Here is a 20,908-nt window from a genome sequence, read left to right as displayed (position 1 = left end):
AGGCATGGGGCAGAGGTGCAAAGGAGAAAGAACTTGTACAAAAACTCTCCTCTGCTCCCCAATCCCCAGTGCCTACCTAGTTTAAACAGGTGTCCAGCTGTCAATCTTACCTGAGATCAAGTCTGCATAATACAACTTGCCATCATCTCCAGCCTGAACGCTCACAGGTGCGCCTAAATCGGAAGCAAACTGTGTAGTTCCAATAACTTTGTTTTGGTTGTCCAATGTTAAAGCAGTGATACTTCCTTTACTGGGATTGAAGATCATTAAAGCATTATTAAAGCTACCACCACTGTAAAAAGTACCGACGCCCACAGAAGTAGAACCGGTTAAGTGATCGTAGGCGTAAATTGGTGCTGTAACGGATGTACTATCATAAAACTCCTTCGCTATATCGAGATTGGAATAGGCGTTTTGTTTGATGTTGATGAGCTTGCCATCTGGGCCAACACCACCTTCATAGAATGGCCAGCCAAAGTTTTTGCCTGGGCCGCCAACATTGACTTCTTCCCACTTGTACCAGCCCACATCGCCGATAAAAGGAACATTAGTGTTTTGATTGACGGTGAAGCGGAAGGGATTACGCAAACCTAAGTCATAAACTTTGGAACGATTGCTGTTGGGATCGCCGTTGTAGAAAGGATTACTTGCTAAACCTTGGCCGGTAATAGCGTCAATGTGCAGGATTTTACCAGATAAATTATCGATATCTTGGACGCGAGCTGCTCGAATATCTGCTCGGTTGTAGGAAGTACCATCACCAAAACTAACGAATAGAGTCCCGTCGTTACCAAAGCGTACACTACCACCAGAGTGAGTTGCACTATCAGTTGCTGCGAAATCTTGGACGTTGAGGATGTTGCCAGTTTTCAGAGCTTTTACATATTCGTCGGCGTTGGCAAACAATTTGCCAGTGGTTTTGTTTAAAATACCTGATGGTGCCTCATTCTTGGTTTCATCGTTAGGATCGACGAATGTGCTGTCTTTATCTGGGCGACTGATGTAATCCCAAACGCTATTTTTGCCTACTAGTATAACTGCACTGCCAGCGATCGCTGTTTTGTAACCAGTGTTGGGATCGGCTGTGACTCTAATTAGCCGTGCTGCACGGTTACCCCGCTTATCGGGATCGTCTAAGGTGCTATTGGGATTATTTTTGGGATCGTTTTTATTTGTTTCTACTGGATCGTAGGTAAACAACAGGTAAACATAGTTCTTGCCATTGGGAGTCTTGCCAAAATCTGGATGTACGGCCAAGCTTAACAACCCGCGATCGGATACGTTATTTACCTGCGATGAAATATCAATAAATGGTTTTGATTCTAAGACACCCGTACCAGTGTTGAACACCTTCACTACCCCATCTTTCTGGGCAATGAACATCAGATCGTCGTTAGCTGACCAGCCAAAGTCTATAGGTGTAGTCAACCCAGAAACTACAGTTTTTCTCTGAAAGTCACCTAAGTCATTATCGGCAATAGTCACAGTCGTCTGAGTAATAGGCAGTAACACCCCAACTGCGTTACTAAACTTCAAAATAAACGCTTCATCCGCTTCTGTAACGGAATCATCTTTGAGGGTAATGGAAATATTCTTACTGGTTTCTCCTACTGCAAAGTTCAAGGTTCCAGCTACAGCCACATAGTCAGATCCAGCTTTAGCAGCTCCATCCGCAGTTGTATAGTTTACACTAGCCGCTGCCGAAGCATTATTTCTTGTAACTGTTACCGTCGCAGTACCAGCATTTTCATTAACTACTGGCTGAGTGAAATTCAGACCTTGGCTATCATTATCTTTAATCGTGATTCCGAGAGTTCTTTGAATTCCTAGCGTTGCACCCTCTGGCTGATCGATAGCCACACTAAAATTCTCATCTGATTCCGCTAATAAATCATCAAAGATCGGAATAACTATCTGTTTGCTACTTTCTCCTGGTGCAAAGGTAAGTGTCCCGCCTATTTCTTCCCCACCATTGGCGTAGTCATCTCCTGCTGTTGCAGTGTTACTTAAAGTAGCATACTGAATCGAAGATGTACCACTTAAATCACCACTTCTAAGTACAGAAACCGTCACATTGCCATCACCTTCGTTCACACTAGTGGGAGATGTGCTTAAGGTGATAGTAGTTGGCAGAACTGATGAATACAGTTGAGACTGAGGAATAATTTCTTTGGCTTGAGAGTTGCTTGACCAAGATAGTTGAGAAACGGCAGAGTAAGCATTGTCGAAGTACTCAAGTTTAATATCGTACTTTTGACCTGCTACTAGGGCAATGGAACCACTATATTCTGTGGCTGATTGATTGACAAACTTATCAATCAGCAGTTGATTATTTACCCACAGCCGCACACCATCATCACTTCTGGTGTAGAAGTTGTAAGTTTCGCTGTACTTAGCTTGTACCTGACCTGTCCAACGCACCGAGAAAGTATCTGCACCAATGAGGGGATCTGGAGAACCACTACCCCACAAAAAGTTCACTGTGCCATCTGTGCGAGTTAGCTTCAGGTTAGTAAAATCAGCGTTGTCGAAGTATTCTCCTTTGAGTCCGTTACCATTATTTACAGGTGCGCTCACCTGACTGTAAAGTTGAGACTGAGGAATAATTTCTTTGGCTTGAGAGTTGCTTGACCAAGATAGTTGAGAAACGGCAGAGTAAGCATTGTCAAAGTACTCAAGTTTAATATCGTACTTTTGGCCTGCAACGAGGGCGATGGAACCACTATATTCTGTGGCTGATTGATTAACAAACTTATCAATCAGCAATTGATTATTCACCCACAACCGCACGCCATCATCGCTTCTGGTGTAGAAGTTGTAAGTCTCGCTGTACTTAGCTTGTACCTGACCTGTCCAACGCGCCGAGAAGGTATCTGCACCAATGAGGGGATCTGGAGAACCACTACCCCACAAAAAGTTCACTGTGCTATCTGTGCGAGTTAGCTTCAGGTTGGTAAAATCAGCGTTGTCGAAGTATTCTGCTTTGAGTCCGTTGCCATTACCGACAGGCGTACTTACCGGAGTATAAAGTTGGGACTGAGGAATAATTTCTTTGGCTTGAGAGTTGCTTGACCAAGATAGTTGAGAAAGGGCAGAGTAAGTATTGTCGAAGTATTCAAGTTTAATATCATACTTTTGACCTGCCACTAGGGCGAGGGAACCAGTATATTCTGTAGGCGATTGATTGACAAACTTATCGATCACCAATTGATTATTTACCCACAACCGCACGCCATCATCGCTTCTGGTGTAGAAGTTGTAAGTCTCGCTGTACTTAGCTTCTACCTGACCGGTCCAACGCACCGAGAAGGTATCTGCACCGATGAGCGCATCTGGAGAACCATTACCCCACAAAAAGTTCACTGTGCTATCAGTACGAGTTAGCTTCAGGTTGGTAAAATCAGCGTTGTCAAAGTATTCTGCTTTGAGTCCATTTCCCTGAGAAATGAGGTTGCTAGACCCACCCAATAGACTTGGTTGCGCTTGATCTAAGGCTGCTAGAGATGATTGACCAGAAATTGGTGTACTTGTAGATGTTGAAGAAAGTGGATTATTTTGATTCTGTAAATTGTCCATTGATATATATGCCTCATAATAGAGCTAAAACTAATGCCATAATCAATGTTTGGGATTAGTTTTTAATTGAATGTTTTGCACGAAAATGTGTAGTCACCCTAACTAAATTTACTTACTTCTTTATATATTAATCAATGCTAATGCACATTTTTGCCATCTCTTCTTTTACCCATTGAATCCGCTCCTTTGCTGTGTATTTATTACAAGTTAAAAATCAAGCACAATGGAGCAACAAATCTTCCTATATCTCTATTAAAAGCAAACAGATATATAGGAAAATATGTTTGACTAGAAATACTAGAGACTAGTTAAATTAGGCGTTAGCCATGATTAAACTTTGTTTTCTAGAAATTTCAGATTCTATGATGTGTGTTAATTCAGTTTGGTCGCATGAGCAATTGATAATTTAATCTGATATGCAATCATATGAGATTGTTACACAAAGAAGCCAGCACTCCATCAAAGTAAGTATATACGTAAGTAGCGTTCCAATTCCTCGCTTTTGTACTTAGATGCATTGATTAGTTCAATCAATTGAACATTTGACACTACATGACCGTATTATGTCTATGTTTTTTATGCAAGTTTGTTTAAATATTCACATTAAGTATGGATTTTTAAAGGTATATCAAACTTTTGATGATTTTTAAATATAAATGACGCATATATAGAATATTCTCATGTTTTTTTATTTGTAAAATAATATTTATATGAAAATTTCATAAAGAAATTTTGTATATTTAAAGATTTAAAAAAGTATTATTTATCTTTTACTTCATTTTGACTCGAAAACTAAATCTTTGTTACAAGAGTTAGTAAAGTACTGAAGTAACAGCGATCGCGCCTCTGGCAGTTAAATATAATTAGTTGATAAAAGCTTTTAATTAGCTCAAGTTGGGAAAAATCAAAAGTTTGACGTTCTACATCCCCACTTTCCCCTAGACTAATGGCAGCAACCTTGTTCAAACTGGCTGAGGAAAGTGAACTTTGACTGAGACAAACAATTTAAACTCTACCCTCCAGAATGTCTCACGCAGGGAATTGCGGGATTTAGTGCGGACTCAGCTGCAAATGCTCCTAGAAGCAGGCGACTTGCAGGGAGCAAAAGCTATTCTCGTACCTGTGCAGCCTGCGGATATTGCCGAGGCAATTGAGGGTTTGCCAGAAGCGATGCACGCTTTGGCTTTTCGCTTGCTTTCTAAGGATGAAGCTATCGAGGTTTATGAGTATCTCGACTACACCGTTCAAGAACGGTTAATTGAGGAACTTAAAAGTCAGGAAGTCCGTGATATTGTCGATCAAATGTCGTCGGATGACCGAGCGAGGTTATTTGATGAGTTACCGGCAAAAGTCGTTAATCGCCTCCTAGAACAACTAAGTCCAGCAGAACGCCAAGCTACAGCCCTATTACTGGGCTATGAGGCTGATACTGCTGGGCGAATCATGACTCTAGAGTTCATTTCGCTCAAAGAAAACTTGACAGTATCCCAGGCTCTAGAGCGAATTCGCAACTTAGCTAATGCCAGTGAGATGATTTATTATCTTTATGTCACCGATGCGGCAAGGCGGTTAACAGGAATTGTATCGTTGCGGGAATTGGTGACATCTCAGCCAGAGGAAATTATCGGCGAAATTCTGACGCGTGATGTGATATTTGTCCACACCGATACAGACCAAGAAGAAGTTGCCAGATTAATCCAAAGATACGATTTTTTGGCTGTGCCTGTGGTAGATCGAGAACAGCGTCTAGTAGGTATTGTTACTGTTGATGATGTGATTGATATTCTGCAACAAGAAACCACCGAAGATATCTATGCCTTGGGTGGTGGCGTGCAGTCTGGGGGCGACAACTATTTTCAGATGAATTTATTAGAAGTTGCTCGGAAGCGGGTTTTATGGTTATTGGTTTTACTTTTAACCAATACCGTCACAGGAACGATTATTAAATCCCAAGAAGATATCTTAGCAAGAGTGGTAGCACTGACAGCATTTATCCCCTTACTTACTGGTACTGGTGGTAACGTAGGTGCCCAGTCTTCCACAGTTGTAATTCGCGGGATGAACACCGATGAAATTCGATCGCTTGGTTCATTGCAAGTAATTGGACGAGAGGCGATCGCAGGTGCTTTATTAGGAGGAATGTTAGGTACCATCGCTACTGTGTGGGCTTACTTTTTGCAAGGACGATTAGAAGTAGCGATCGCTGTAGGCACTAGTCTAGTAGCGATTTCTATTTTAGCTTCTGTCTCCGGTTCAGCACTGCCTTTTCTATTTCGTTTTCTGCGTTTAGATCCGGCATTAATGTCAGCACCATTCATCACCACAGCAGTTGATGTACTCGGCGTTTTGATTTACTTCAATTTGGCACGGGTAATTTTAAAGTTATGAGCTATGAGCTATGAATTAGGAGTTAGGAGTTAAAATTTGTTAATTCTTAACTCCTAACTCCTAAATTTTTATTTCTAAATTTTACAATTCTGATGCCGTATCTGGAGCAACGATTTCGCCAGTACCCAATTGCAATATCAAATCCTGCTCAGTAATCAGTTCGCTAAGTTCCTTTACTTGCAAATTCATTTCTTCGCAAGCTTGCCTGAGTTCTCGCGCAAATTTGTTGAGATCTTCACCATAGCCACATTGATAAGCAGCAGTTTCAATTCCTTGCTTGGCATTTGCTCTAGCACAATCTACTAGTTCTGTACCATGCAATGGTGTAGGAGATGCCATAGAGATACTTATTTTTTGTTAAACGTTTGCTACTAGGTATATTATCAATTTTTAAATATCAAATCCTCTCCCTAATGGAGGAACATTAGGGTATCTTTAAGAGTGGTTATTTATTTGTCATTAGTCATTTGTCCTCTCGTATTAAGTTACGACGCCCTCAAAAATCACAAGATACTTTGGACTTTGTTCTTTGTGATTCACTTATCACGAATGACCAATGACTAATGACTAATGACTAACTTTTTAATTTAGCCGTTGACAACTTCTCCACCATTAACATGTAATACTTGACCAGACATATAAGAAGCGTCATCTGATGCTAAAAATACATAGCTAGGTGCAACTTCTTCTGGTTGTCCGGCTCGTTGCATTGGTACTTGCTTGCCAAAAGTTTCAACTTTCTCTTCGGGAAAAGTTGAGGGGATTAAAGGTGTCCAAATAGGGCCCGGTGCCACAGCGTTAACACGAATTCCTTTCGATACTAAGCTTTGTGATAAGGAACGAGTAAAGGCAACGATCGCACCTTTTGTTGAAGAATAATCTAGTAGTTGTGGATTACCTTTATAAGCTGTAACCGATGTGGTATTGATGATAGAACTGCCTTCATGTAAGTGCTTGAGTGCAGCTTTAGTCATGAAGAACATTGAGAATATATTAGTGCGAAAAGTTCGCTCTAATTGCTCTTTGGTGATTTCCTCAATACTTTCTTTGGGATGTTGTTCGGCGGCGTTGTTGATGAGAATATCGAGTTTGCCAAACTCACCAATTGTTTGCTGTATGGCTTGCTGGCAAAAGTTTTCATCGCCAATATCACCTGCTATAGTTACTGCACGCCGCCCTTGTTTTTCTACCAAATGTTTTGTTTCTTTGGCATCGTCGTGTTCGTTAAGATAAAGAATCGCCACATCTGCGCCTTCTTTAGCATATGCGTAGACGCGAAGCGGCTTGTCGAAGACATCGCTACGGCGCGACCAATACCACTATCTGCACCCGTAATTAATGCTACTTTATTTTGTAACTTGCCACTACCCTGATACTGAGCATCATCAGCTTTGGGTTTTGGCGTCATTTCTGATTCTTTACCTGGTGGTTGTTGTTGTTGTGGCGGTTGTAGTTTTTGCTCTTTTGATTTGGGCATAAGTCTTGTTTTGGTAATTGAATATTTACTGGGAATTGGGCATTGTATTACTAATTCTTCTCATCCCATTTCCCTATTTCCAAAAGTAAACCTTGGATCGAATATTCAACCCAAGGTTTATTTTTTGCTTTGGCTCCCACTTGCCTTTGCAATTTTAGGCTTTTACACAACGAGTGCTTACCAAACGTACTTATTAATAATAATAATTGTACGCGGCTGGCCTGATTTCTCCTCACACCTGACACAGGTTATTCATCTGACCACGAAAAACAAGTACACAACTCTCATATGATGAAGGATTTGTACTTTTCATCTGTATTTAAGTAAACTATGTATGATGCAAGACTTTATCGGTCTCCAGAGATAAACCAAGCTGAAATTTGCTCACCCTTAAGACATAAAATCAATTTCAACGATAATACAGGAGATTTTGTCTCAATGGGGTAGACAAGGGCAGGTAGGATACTCCTTTACTTGCAAAGTACTGTAATTACCAAATTTATCTATAACTATTTGTTGTTGTCAGGACTTAGGCAAAAGATAACAAAAGTAGCAGTAATACCCTGCGGGTTCGCTCTTAGCGTTCTGGCAGATTAGCCGCTTTGCGCCTACATGAATTACTGCTACGTAGGAATAAAGTTTTCGGTCATATTTTGTGTAAGTCCTGGTTGTAATATATAGCGATAAATTTCAATATAAATTTTTACCTGAACATTCATAAGTGCCAAAATACGCACTATAGTCCTTGCTATTTTCGTTAATATTAATTTAAGCTGGTATTTCCGCAGAACCTTATAGGATTTTTTGTCAAGTTTCTCTGGTTTGTTGAAACTAATTTCTCAAGCTACTCAATTTTTGAACAAGAAAATTAATATTATTTAATTTTCTCCAAATGAGTGACTTGTCAAAGAAGTGCCTTGGGATGTACCAGAACAATAGAGTAGTTTTTGGATCGCGATAGGTAGAGATTATGACAACACTAGATGTTTCTGAATTAGAGCAGACTGAAAAGTTTCGCAATCTGCAATCAACTCTGCGCGATCGCTGGAAAACTATCGAGCTATTTGATAATAGTGAAGCTGATATTGTAATTATTCCCTCTTTGAGTATTGACCAGCGGGAACTCCGAAAAATTGAAGGCTGCGAACATTATGAAGAAAGATTACTATTTTCCTTGATTCGGTTGCGGAATCCCCGTACTAGACTTATTTATGTCACATCAGTACCACTGCATCCCAGTATCATTGATTATTATCTACAACTTTTGCCAGGAATCCCGTTTTCTCATGCTCGCAATCGCTTGTTGCTACTTTCTACTTACGATTCCTCTCTTAAACCCCTCAGCCAAAAGATTTTAGAACGCCCCCGTTTACTAGAGCGAATTCGTCAAGCGTTGAGACTTGACAGATCATTTATGATCTGCTATAATTCATCAGATTTTGAAGGTGAATTATCTGTAAAATTGGGTGTACCACTGTACGCTGCTGCCCCAGATTTGCAGATTTGGGGGACAAAAAGTGGTAGTCGGCAAATTTTTAGCGAGAGTGGAGTACCACATCCAGATGGTAGTGAAATAGTTTGGCATCACAGTGATTTAGCAGAAGCCGCTAGTGATTTGTGGGAACGCCAACCGACATTACAAAGAATGGTGGTGAAACTCAACGAAGGTATTTCTGGAGAAGGAAATGCGCTAGTAGATTTAAGACCGATTGAGAATGTGGCACCTGGTAAAAGTAGTCATGCCCAAAGGGTAGCAGCAATTAGCGATCGCTTTTCAACAATGCGCTTTCAAGCAAAACAAGAAACTTGGGAGAATTTTTCGGCAAGAATTCCAGAATTGGGAGCAATTGCAGAAGCATTTGTGGAAGGAGAAATTAAGCGTTCTCCCAGCGTCCAAGGACGAATTACCCCTAGTGGCGAAGTAGAAATCCTCTCCACCCACGACCAAATTCTCGGCGGCCCAGACGGTCAGATTTATCTTGGTTGTAGCTTTCCCGCTGATGAAAGGTATCGATTGCAACTACAGCAATTGGGACTGCAAGTTGGTAGAAAGCTAGCCGAAAAAGGTGCCCTAGAGCGATTTGGGGTAGATTTTATCGCAGTTGACAAGGGTAATGGAGAGTGGGATATTCAGGCGATCGAAATTAACCTGCGTAAAGGCGGCACAACTCATCCATTTATGACCTTGAAATTACTGACGAACGGTCGCTATGACCTTTCCACAGGCTTATTTTACAGCCAACAAGGTCGTCCCAAATACTACATTGCCACTGACAACCTCCAAAAAGACCGCTATCGGGGATTATTGCCTAATGATTTGATGGATATCATCGCTGACTACAGACTGCACTTCGACAGCGGTACTCAAACAGGCACAGTCTTTCATCTTATGGGTTGTCTTTCCCAGTTTGGCAAGTTGGGATTAACCAGCATCGGTGATTCTCCCCAACAAGCACAAGATATTTATAACAAAGTCATCAAAGTTCTGGATGAAGAAACACGCAGTGAAAATAAGGTTTTCTCTGCGTTTTCAGATTATTCCTTTCCCGTGGCTTGGGATGAGTATAGCGAACCATAGAGATGGCGAGATTAAAGTAGTTCGGGCAGGTGTAGCCATCGCCAAAAATAGTAGTTCATGGTACCGTAATTCTGTCCGAATATAAAATTCTGTCGGTCTGTTAATGATGGAAGAGGACAAGAGGACAGAGGGACAAGGTAACAAGCAGATATGCTCGAAGTCGCCACTGGTGAACTTCTCCAAAAGGAGACGCTGCGCGAACAGAGGAAAGACTTGTTGCAACTCTTCTTCTCCTTGTCCCCAATTCAGCTTGTTTCCCCATCCTCTTGTTTCCCTTTGTCTGTTTTTTCAAGCTAGGAGTTTGCTGGAATGTCCCCAACACCGACTACTCGATTAATTTTGTCAACTTTACTTCCGCACCTGAAAGTAGCAGCAGGCTACGCCCGTTTTATGCAACCAAAAATTGCTGCACTTCCCATTAAAGAACAAGAAGATAACTTTTTTGCGGCTGCACTGACTGATGCGGATGTAGCGATTCAAAATCTAGTGGAAGTAGTACTGCTGGGCAGTTTTCCAGATATTCGCTTTTATGGGGAAGAGTATGAAAGTTCTAGAAACACGAAGTATTTTCGTGCTACTGAACTTGGGCTGGAAGGTGATTATTTAGTCACACTCGACCCGATTGATGGCACGAAATTTTACATGGATGGACATTCTAATTATCAAATTATTCTTAGTATTTTAAATGCGGATGATTTTGAGGCAGTGCTAGCAATTTCTCCTGCCCAAAATGTTTATTTTTATGCTTTAAGAGGTGAAGGAGCCTTTAAAGGGACGCTGGAGATGAATTTAGAAGCCTGCATTCCTTTGGAGATTACATCACCTAAGCCAGCTGTATTGTTAGGATGGGGAATGAATGCGATCGCACCTCTACTAAAAGATCGCTATCAAGTAATTGATATTGCCAATGATTATTCTAGTGATATTCAAATTCCCAATCTTAATGGTATTCTCACTGGTGATTTGAGTGGAGCAGTAATCAGATCCGGCAAATTTATTGATGGTGCTGCCCTCGCTTTTGTGGCAAAAGAAGCCGGCTATCTCGTCACTACTCTCAATGGTTCAACTTTGCCGCCACTATATACCTGTAAAAACTATAGTCTCCCTGGATTGATCTTAGCTGCCTCAAAATCCGTTCATCAACATTTACTGGAAGCAACCCAAGGGTTGGCTGTGTGATGAGAGGCAACAGGCAAAAGGCAACAGGCAATTAATACTTTTTTTATTGCCTATTGCCTATTTATTCACTAAAAACTCTTGAATACTATTGACAAATTCCTCGATTTCTGAAATTAACTTAGTAGCGTTTTTATGCTCCTGCTGGAGAGCTTGTTGTTCTAGTTTGTCAACTGCTAGGTACATAGCTGTGGCTCCAATGTTGCCACTAGAGCCTTTCAGGTAATGAGCTTCTCGAACAATTTGTCCAAAATCATAAAGTGCGATCGCACTTTTCATAATCTCTAAACGCGGTTTAATATCTTGAACGAAGATTTGCAAGAGATTTAATTCAAATTGTGTGTCATTATCCGATACCTGATGTAGGTGTTCCCAATTGATTGTTTGGTCAATTTGAGTGTTGTTGATGGCGGAAACTGTTTGTTCGCATTCAACCATCACCTGTTGTGAAAGGATGATATCTGCCCAATGGTCTAGAATAGCCCCTAATTTTTCTTTCAACACTGGCTTACTAAGATAATCGTCCATTCCAGCATTTAAACACTTTTGTTTGTCTTCTTTCATGGCATTAGCTGTCATCGCAATTACCACAGGACGACGACGACTAGCAAAAGCACTCTCTTGCCAACGATGAATTTCTTTTGTAGTTTCTAACCCATCAAGAATTGGCATGTGGCAATCCATTAAAATCAAATCATAAGGAATTTTTTCTAATAACTGTAAAACTTCTTTTCCATTAGCAACGACATCAGCTTTATAACCCAAAGTTTGGAGTTGTTTGAGGGTTACTTTCTGATTGACTAAATTATCTTCAGCTAGCAAAATTCTTAATTTTGATTCAGGAGAAACAATAGGATTTGGAGATTCATAAATAGGACAAGAATTAGCAAGATTAGAAGTTATTCTGTTTTGGATTTCTTCCCTAGTTCCTTGTTTTAGTTCCGGCTGAGTTTGCAAAATATTCATAATCATATCCAAAAGTCGGGATGCCTTAACGGGTTTGATTAAATAACCAGCAAATCCGATTTTCAGGGCTTGCTGTAATTGATTCCGTTGATTAGTTGAAATTACGATAATTAAAGGTATTTCAGCAATTTCCGAATTGGCTTTAATGTGTTCTCCTAGTTTAATGCCATCTGTTTCTGGCATTTGCATATCAATTAAGACAACATCATAGGGATTTCCTTGCTCACAAGATTTATGAATAGCTTTGAGTGCTGCTGCTGCACTGTTAGCTAGATCTACTTGGATTCCCCAAGTACTAGCTTGATGATGGATCGTTTTGCAATTAGTAGAGTTATCATCTACTACTAAGGCGCGGCGATTAATTAAAAGTGGGGACGATTCCAAAACAGGCTCAAGTTGCTTGGCGAAAGGCACTTCAAACCAAAACTTAGATCCTTTTCCAATCTGACTTTCTACCCCAATTATTCCTCCCATTAAAGTCACCAGCTGTTTACAGATGGCTAACCCTAACCCGGTACCACCATACTTGCGAGTGGTAGAAGCATCGACTTGCATAAATGGCATAAACAGTCTGCGTTGATCCTCAGGACTAATACCAAGGCCTGTGTCTGTAATCGCAAAGTAGATAGTAACTGTGGTGGAAGAAAGGGAACGTAATTGTGCTTCCACTACTACTTCGCCAACACTGGTAAATTTGATGGCGTTGCTAATTAAATTCATAAGAATTTGCCGCAACCTACCAGCATCTCCTTGGAGATGAATGGGAACGTTATGTTCAATCAGGGCGGCAATTTCTAATCCTTTATTATGGGCTGATGGAGCCAATAATTCTAATACTTCTTCAACACAAGTAGCTAGATTAAAATCTAGAGTTTCCAGAGCCATCTCTCCAACTTCTAACTTGGAGAGATCTAAAATTTCATTAATTAAAGTTAATAGAGCTTCTCCACTGATGCGAATCGTCTCAATAAAATCTCGCTGTTCTGCGTCTAAGGGAGTATCTAAAGCTAAACTAGTCATTCCCAATACCGCATTCATGGGAGTGCGAATTTCGTGACTCATATTCGCCAAAAAAGCACTTTTGGTTTGAGAAGCTAATTCAGCTTGGTAACGGGCAATTTCAAGTTCTTGCCGTTGACGAGTTTCTGCTTCTAATAGTTGGGCTTGGGTTAGGGCTATACCTACTTGGTCGGCTATTTGCCGCAAAAGATGAGTTTCAAAGTTAGACCATTGATGAGAATAATCACACTGATGAACTATGAGCAAACCGCGAAGTTCTTCTTTGACGAGAATTGGCACAACTAAATTGACTTTCACGCCAAATTGTTGCATTAATTCCAAGTGTTTCTGTTCGAGTTCAAGAAGATCCAAATTAGCCAGCCCTAAAACTTGTCCTTGACGGTACTGTTGGAGATAGTACTGTTGTAAATATTCAGCTTGGAAGTAGGGGGTAGTGATGTTTTGCTCTTTAATTGCTGGTAAGCCAGAAACTACTGCTTCAATTACAGTGGTTGTAGATTCATTTGGCAGAAGCTGATAAATTAATACTCGGTCAGTTTGGAGGATTTTTTGGACTTCTTTAACAGTAATTTGCAGAATTTCTTCAATTTGCAAAGACTGGCGAATTTTTAAGGTGATTTCTGTAAAAAGTTGCGATCGCAAGTTTTGGCGTTGTAATTCTTCTTCAGCCTGTTTGCGCTGGATAAATTGCCCCACTTGCTCACCAATAAAATTCATGGTTTTTGCCAAATCTTCGTCTGGTTGCTGGATTTGACGGTTAAAGCAGGTAATGACGCCGAGAATTTTACCATTAGTACGAAGGGGAAAACCAAAAGCAGCATGTAGGCCTAGTTGAGCCGCGAGTTTGAAGTTAGGGAAATTCAGATCTTTAACCACATCAGCAATCCAAACAGGTTCGGAACTTGCCCAAACACGGCCGGGTAGTCCGACTCCTGGTGCAAAAGTTGTTTGCTGCTTCCAAGCTGCTAAGTCTTGTACCTCAAGGGATGGTTTATACCAGATATCAAAAAAACGCAGCACATTTGCTTGCTGATCTACCATCCAAATTTCGCCCAAATCCCATCCTAAACTTTCACAAATTCCTTGAAGAATTTGGGGCATAGCTTCGTTGATTGTAGTCGAATTTGCTAAAACATGGGTTGCAGCGTATTGTGCAGTCAGATGTTGTTCAGTTCGTTTGCGTTCGGTGATATCAATACCCGTACCAACAACGTATTCTACAGAACCATCATAGTTTTTTAAGATGGTATTCGACCAGGCAATTAGTCTGTGACTGCCATCTTTCATTACCCAATAATTTTCGTGTTGCTGGAAAGTCTTACCAGCTCGCAATTGTTCAAAAGCTACTTTGACTGGCTCCACTTCTTCGGGGAGTAGAAACAAGTTCCAGAAATACCTACCTCTTACCTCGTCAAAAGAATAACCTGTTATTTGCTCACAAGCTTGATTAAAACGAACGATTTGCCCTTGGGAATCGGTGACTACTACCAAGGCGCTAGCTGTATCAAGGACTGCTGAGATAAAGTTGCGTTCTTGGTTTAAGATTTCTTCTGTGCGTTTGCGTTCGCTAACCTCACGATAAATTAAATAGTAGACTACAGCCAGAATGAAAAAACTCAGACAAATGGCGATCGCAATTGTCAAAGTTGTTTGGCGAGTCCAAGCTTTTGTAACTTGTGATAATTGCTGACGCCGCCCTTTTTCCTGGTTCTCGATCTCATGAACCGTTTTATGGATATCATTCATGAGATTTTGACCGTCATTTGTCACTAGTCCCCGCAACGCCGCTTGGAATCCCTGATTCTGACGCAAGCTGATAGTCTGTTTTAGTTGAGTAAGTTTAGCTGTAACTAAAGATTCAAGCGTTGCTATCTGCTTTTGTTCCTTTGGTTGACCTGCGGTTAAATTCTTCAGTTTTGTAATTTCTATATGTACGTTAGCCAGTGCTTCTTGATAACCTTTTAAATAAATTTCTTTTTCAGTCAGAATGTAACTGCGTTGTCCAGTCTCAGCGTCTTTTGTCTGCGACAGTAGTTTTTCTAAGCTGTTAATTTTTTTATTAATATTTTTTATTATGCTGCGGTTATTGTTAAATACTTTCGTATTTTGATAAGAAACTGCGGCAATCACAACTAGAATCGACGATGCCAAAATAAAGCCCGCTGCAATTGTTTTGAAAAATTGTTTGCGTACTTTGTTTGATTGTTTGCCTTTATTAGCTACAAGTACTAAATTTGCCAAATTACGACGCAATTCTAGTTGCTTCATAACTTGACGACCCAAAGTTCGTAATGCTTCTATCTGATCTGGAGTAAGTTTCCGTGGTACGTAGTCAATCACGCAAAGTGTTCCTAGTGCGTATCCCTCGGCATTAGTTAGAGGTACACCAGCATAAAACCGGATCTTTGGGTTAGAAGCCACCAGTGGATTGGCGGCGAAACGTTCGTCATTTGTGGCATCAGGCACAACAAAAACATCAGGTTGTAGAATCGTATGGGCACAAAACGCCTGGTCTCGATGTGTTTCTGGGACGTCCAAACCCACCTTGGCTTTGAACCACTGGCGGTTTGTATCAATTAAGCTAATTAAGGCAATTGGAGTCTGACAAATATACGAAGCTAAACGAGTAAGATCGTCAAAGGCCGCTTCAGGTGGTGTATCGAGGATTTTATACTGCAAAAGCGTCTCGATTCTCTGTGCTTCGTTATCAGGTAATGGTGCTTTCATGGGCATGGGGCATTGGGTATGGGGCATTGGGCATGGGGCATTGGGCATGGGAGATGGGGAGATGGGGAGTGTGGGGAGTGTGGGGAGAGAGGGGAGTGTGGGGAGAGAGGGGAGTGTGGGGAGATGGGGAAAAAGAGAATTTATGCTTCCCTTTCCTCCCACACCTCCCACCCCTCCCTCTCCTCCAACACCTCCCATGCCCAATGCCCAATGCTCTATGCCCCATACCCAATTTGCTCGATAAACTTACTTTAATTAATGACAATACTTGAGTTAAAACTGTTAGCGTAATTTCACTGAGTTCAGCCCTAGTCAAAAACTGTCAAATGATTAAGTCGCTGTTGTATTTTTTGTGCGCTGGTTTATTTGAAATCACTGGTGGCTACTTGATTTGGTTGTGGTTGCGTGAAGCTAAGCCATTGTGGTGGGGGATATTGGGCGGAATTGCTTTAGCTGTCTATGGGGTTATTGCAACTTTTCAGCCAGCAAATTTTGGTAGAGTGTATGCGGCTTATGGCGGCGTGTTTATTGCAATGGCAATGCTTTGGGGTTGGAAGGTAGACGGGGTAATTCCAGACCGCTACGACGTAATTGGAGCTTGTTTAGCTTTAGCAAGTGTATCAATTATTATGTTTACACCCCGTTATTAAGTAATATTGCTAGATTATTACTGACTAGAAGAGGATAAGGGAATAGGGGGAGAACTTGCAACAAATCTTGCTCTTGCCCTCTTGTATGACCGATAAATTTTATGATGATTAATTTTTAAAAGACAATAACCCAGGCAAAATTGCAAAGGTTTTTTAGTAACTACGTAGTTACAAGCAACTATACGGCTATATGATGAGAAAAATCGAATCCTTCTATATTTGTGCAATTTCTTGGATAAAACTGGACAAAATTCTTCAGACTTACAAATTCTTGAAATTACGATTAAAGCCTCATAATCTCCTCGCAATGATTATACTTTTGTTAATATTTCAAAAAAAACAAAGTAGAGTAGCTTTCAAGACAAAAAATCGTATCTAAAGGTACTGAAAATATATTAATCTAATACAAATTTGTTGGTGCTTAGGAACAAAAAGAAGTGTTGAAGAAAGTTGTCATGATTGGGGCTATGACCCTGCTAATTTTGGCACAACCGCTGATGGGCAATGCTTTTGCCCAAACATCAGCGGCTAGTCCACCAGCAGCTGATACTGGAGATACAGCATTTATGTTGATTTCGGCAGCACTCGTGCTGCTAATGACACCAGGATTGGCATTCTTTTATGGTGGATTTGTACGATCGCGTAACATCCTAAATACATTGATGATGAGCTTTGTATTAATGGCGATCGTGGGAGTGACCTGGATTCTCTGGGGTTATAGTCTGGCCTTTGCGCCGGGTTTGCCGTTCATCGGTGGATTGCAGTGGTTGGGGTTGAGTGGTGTCGGTTTAGAGACAACTGATTATCTCAAAGGCTCAAATCCTGCGGAAGTAGTTTCTTATGCAGGGACGATTCCCCACCAGGCATTCATGATCTACCAAGCCATGTTTGCCATTATCACCCCAGCCTTAATTTCTGGGGCGATCGCCGAACGGATGAGTTTCCGTGCCTATTGCCTATTTGTCCTCTTGTGGTCAACCTTCGTTTACAGTCCCCTAGCCCACATGGTCTGGGCTAAAGGTGGATTCTTAGGATTGTACGGTGGTTTGGGCGCCCTCGACTTTGCAGGTGGTACAGTAGTTCACATTAGCTCTGGCGTTTCTGCTTTAGTAGCAGCGATCGTTCTTAAGCCTCGCAAAACCCATCCCGACCGTCTTAGCCCGCCACACAACGTTCCTTTCATTTTGCTTGGTGCTGGATTGCTGTGGTTTGGCTGGTTCGGCTTTAACGCTGGAAGCGCCCTATCGGCTGCTAGCGGAACTTCGGGTAACTTAGCCACAAATCTGGCAACAACAGCCTTCGTCGCTACTAATACAGCGGCGGCGGCAGCGGCTTTAATGTGGTTAATCTTGGAAGCAGTTTTACGGGGTAAACCAACCGCCGTCGGAGCTGCTACAGGAGCCGTTGCTGGTTTGGTGGGCATCACTCCGGCAGCAGGATTTGTGACACCGCTATCAGCGATTTTAATTGGTTTCGTCACTGCCTTTGTTTGCTTTTATGCTATTAGTTTCAAACACAAGCTACAAATTGACGATGCCTTAGATACCTTTCCCGTGCATGGCGTTGGTGGTACGGTGGGGGCAATTTTAACAGCTATCTTTGCTACCACTCAAGTCAACGGAGGCGGTAAAGACGGCGTGCTACGTGGTAATTTTGGTGAATTGGGAGTTGAACTAGCAGCAATTGCGATCGCCTATTTAATAGCAGCAGTTGGTACCTGGATTATTCTCAAAATTATCGATGTGACAGTCGGACTACGAGTTAAAGAGGAAGCCGAATTGCAAGGTTTGGATATCAACGAACACGGCGAAGAAGGTTATAATTCTGAGTTTGGTGGCGATCGGCCCATTCAGTGATGAGTAGGGAGTGTGGGGAGTGTGGGGAGAGAGGGGAGTGTGGGGAGTGTGGGGAGTGTGGGGAGTGTGGGGAGAGAGGGGAGAGAGGGGAGTGTGGGGAGATGGGGAAAAAGAGAATTTATGCTTCCCTTTCCTCCCACACCTCCCACACCTCCCACCCCTCCCACACCTCCAACGCCTCCCACACCTCCTGCTTGCCCCATGCCCCATGCCCAATGCCCATTGCCCAATGCCTATTCCCTATTTTCATCGAGTGTGATTTTTGAGTACTAGCGTTAAAATCTGATTCAAAATAATTGGTAAATTTCGCTAGCCGTGTCTACTTCTGCAAAAACCTTTCCTATCTGGGCATTTTTCTCGCTGTTAACTAACGGCATACTATTGTTGGCGGTCGTTCTGCTAATTTGGCAACAGCAGAAATTGACTGCTTTTTTTGGGGGGGTGATAACATCCCCAGAGCAAATCAACGTCAACAACTCACCCCCAGTTGTTACACCTGATTTAGGTCGCCGTCACCAACTCACTTACGAACAGTGGGTAGATATTCTCAAACAAGAAGCGAAAGTAGCCGCTGACCGACATCCTGCCCACTTAACTATACTTGCAGGAGATTCTCTGAGTTTATGGTTTCCGACTGAGTTATTACCCGAAGGTAAAAATTGGCTCAATCAAGGAATTTCTGGCGAAACCAGCCACGGGCTTTTGAAAAGATTGGATATATTTGACCGCACCCAGCCAGAGGTGATTTTTGTAATGATTGGGATTAATGACCTCATTCGGGGGACGAGGGATGAGGTAATTTTAGATAATCACCAGCGAATTATGAGTTACCTCCGAAGAGTGCATCCCACAGCCGAAATTGTTGTCCAGTCGATTTTGCCACATGGTGGAGAACAAGCAACTTGGCAAGGACGAGATAAACTTCTGGCTATTACAAATAATCGCATTCGCCGATTAAACGAGCGACTGCAAAGCATATCTGCAAAAAAAGGTGTGAAATTTCTCGATTTATATCCTCTGTTTACCAACACCCAAGGTAATCTCCGCCAGGAATTTACTACTGATGGCTTACATTTAAATCGTGAAGGCTATATAGTTTGGCGTTCTGCATTGCAGATTTATAGCAATATCGAATTAAAACCTGAACTTCAACGTATTTCAGGTAAGGATAAGAAGTAATATCTTTGAATACAAGTCTGTATAAATCGCGTCTAGGCGCGAGAAAATAAAAAATAGTGGTTTAAGTAGACTAATCTCATGGATACAAAAGCTTTTAAGCGGACGCTCCAACATTCCGAAAATTACAATCGCAAGGGGTTTGGTCACCAGGCAGAAGTTACCAGCCAGTTGCAATCTGAATATCAAAGTAACTTGATTCAGGAAATTCGCGATCGCAATTACACCCTGCAACGAGGCGATGTCACCATCCGACTAGCCCAAGCCTTTGGCTTTTGCTGGGGCGTAGAACGTGCTGTGGCTATGGCCTACGAAACCCGCCAACACTTCCCCACAGAACGCATCTGGATTACTAACGAGATTATTCACAACCCTTCTGTGAATCAGCGGATGCAAGAGATGGAAGTAAAATTTATTCCAGTTGAAGCAAATCAAAAAGACTTTTCTGTTGTTGATACTGGTGATGTGGTTATATTACCTGCTTTTGGGGCTAGCGTTCAAGAAATGCAGATACTTCACGAAAAAGGCTGCAAAATTGTTGATACAACTTGTCCTTGGGTATCTAAAGTTTGGAATACAGTAGAAAAGCACAAAAAAGTTGACTATACCTCAATTATTCACGGTAAATATAAACACGAAGAAACAGTTGCTACGAGTTCTTTTGCTGGCAAGTATTTAATTGTGTTGAATTTGTCAGAAGCACAATATGTCGCTAACTATATTATTAACGGTGGTAACCGTGAAGAATTTATCCAAAAATTTGCCAAAGCTTGTTCGCCAGGATTTGACCCCGATCGCGATTTAGAAAGAGTTGGCATTGCTAACCAAACTACCATGCTTAAAGGTGAAACTGAGCAAATCGGTAAGCTTTTTGAGCGTACTATGTTGCAGAAGTATGGCCCTACTGAATTAAATCAGCATTTCCAAAGCTTCAACACTATTTGTGATGCCACCCAAGAAAGGCAAGACGCAATGTTGGAGTTAGTGGAAGATAATTTAGATTTAATGGTGGTAATTGGTGGGTTTAATTCCTCAAATACTACTCAATTGCAACAAATCGCTATTGAGAGGGGAATTCCTTCTTATCACATTGATAGTGTTGAGCGAATTCAATCAGCAAATTCCATCGAACATCGGCAATTAAATGGACAATTAACTATTACAGAAAACTGGCTACCAGATGGAGAAATTGTTGTGGGAATTACTTCTGGTGCATCCACCCCAGATAAGGTAGTAGAAGATGTAATTGAAAAAATTTTCGCTTTTAAATCAACAGCAACGCTAGTGTAAAAGAGATTGGGCATTGGGCATTGGGCAT

General features: G+C 41.5%; 11 protein-coding genes and 1 pseudogene. 7 read left to right on the top strand and 5 right to left on the bottom strand.

Going from position 1 to position 20,908, the window contains the following annotated elements; translation table 11 throughout:
* Positions 1-81: 81 nt before the first annotated feature.
* A complete protein-coding gene (locus H6H03_RS22035) occupies positions 82-3,576 on the bottom strand; it encodes a PA14 domain-containing protein (protein ID WP_190957202.1) in 3,495 nt (1,164 codons plus the stop codon).
* A 987-nt stretch (positions 3,577-4,563) separates the two neighbouring features.
* On the opposite strand from H6H03_RS22035, the gene mgtE reads away from it, so the two are divergent.
* Positions 4,564-5,964: a magnesium transporter gene (mgtE, locus tag H6H03_RS22030; protein WP_190957201.1), complete on the top strand. Its 1,401-nt coding sequence runs from the start codon at positions 4,564-4,566 to the stop codon at positions 5,962-5,964.
* A gap of 81 nt (positions 5,965-6,045) precedes the next feature.
* Here mgtE and H6H03_RS22025 read toward each other — a convergent pair whose 3' ends face one another.
* Complete coding sequence (locus H6H03_RS22025) at positions 6,046-6,303, bottom strand: hypothetical protein (RefSeq protein ID WP_190957200.1); 258 nt, start codon at positions 6,301-6,303, stop codon at positions 6,046-6,048.
* 248 nt (positions 6,304-6,551) lie between these two features.
* Positions 6,552-7,441: pseudogene (locus H6H03_RS22020) on the bottom strand (SDR family oxidoreductase).
* Positions 7,442-8,411: 970 nt separating this feature from the next.
* Between H6H03_RS22020 and H6H03_RS22015 the strand changes: the two are divergent.
* Positions 8,412-10,019, top strand: coding sequence for a peptide ligase PGM1-related protein (locus H6H03_RS22015; protein WP_190957199.1), 1,608 nt, complete (start codon positions 8,412-8,414; stop codon positions 10,017-10,019).
* A gap of 309 nt (positions 10,020-10,328) precedes the next feature.
* On the top strand, positions 10,329-11,198 hold the full coding sequence (locus tag H6H03_RS22010; protein ID WP_190957198.1) for an inositol monophosphatase family protein: 870 nt from the start codon (positions 10,329-10,331) through the stop codon (positions 11,196-11,198).
* A 57-nt stretch (positions 11,199-11,255) separates the two neighbouring features.
* On the opposite strand, the gene H6H03_RS22005 is transcribed toward H6H03_RS22010, so the two are convergent.
* The gene (locus tag H6H03_RS22005; protein ID WP_190957232.1) at positions 11,256-15,908 is read right to left on the bottom strand and encodes a GAF domain-containing protein; all 4,653 of its coding nucleotides are present in this window, start codon (positions 15,906-15,908) and stop codon (positions 11,256-11,258) included.
* Positions 15,909-16,234: 326 nt separating this feature from the next.
* On the opposite strand from H6H03_RS22005, the gene H6H03_RS22000 reads away from it, so the two are divergent.
* The gene (locus H6H03_RS22000; protein WP_190957197.1) at positions 16,235-16,558 is read left to right on the top strand and encodes a YnfA family protein; all 324 of its coding nucleotides are present in this window, start codon (positions 16,235-16,237) and stop codon (positions 16,556-16,558) included.
* A 467-nt stretch (positions 16,559-17,025) separates the two neighbouring features.
* On the top strand, positions 17,026-18,414 hold the full coding sequence (locus H6H03_RS21995) for an ammonium transporter (RefSeq protein ID WP_390842846.1): 1,389 nt from the start codon (positions 17,026-17,028) through the stop codon (positions 18,412-18,414).
* On the opposite strand, the gene H6H03_RS21990 is transcribed toward H6H03_RS21995, so the two are convergent.
* On the bottom strand, positions 18,408-18,644 hold the full coding sequence (locus H6H03_RS21990; RefSeq protein WP_190957195.1) for a hypothetical protein: 237 nt from the start codon (positions 18,642-18,644) through the stop codon (positions 18,408-18,410). The two genes, H6H03_RS21995 and H6H03_RS21990, sit on opposite strands and share 7 nt — an antisense overlap.
* Before the next feature lie 85 nt (positions 18,645-18,729).
* On the opposite strand from H6H03_RS21990, the gene H6H03_RS21985 reads away from it, so the two are divergent.
* A complete protein-coding gene (locus H6H03_RS21985) occupies positions 18,730-19,593 on the top strand; it encodes an SGNH/GDSL hydrolase family protein (protein ID WP_190957194.1) in 864 nt (287 codons plus the stop codon).
* Between the two features lie 78 nt (positions 19,594-19,671).
* Positions 19,672-20,880 carry a 4-hydroxy-3-methylbut-2-enyl diphosphate reductase gene (locus H6H03_RS21980; RefSeq protein ID WP_190957193.1) on the top strand — a complete coding sequence of 403 codons (1,209 nt, stop codon included), beginning with the start codon at positions 19,672-19,674 and terminating at the stop codon, positions 20,878-20,880.
* The last annotated feature ends 28 nt before the right edge of the window (positions 20,881-20,908 follow it).

Source organism: Nostoc paludosum FACHB-159, assembly GCF_014698835.1.
Taxonomy (GTDB): Bacteria; Cyanobacteriota; Cyanobacteriia; order Cyanobacteriales; family Nostocaceae; genus Nostoc; species Nostoc paludosum.
This window is presented reverse-complemented; position numbering and strand designations above follow the sequence as displayed.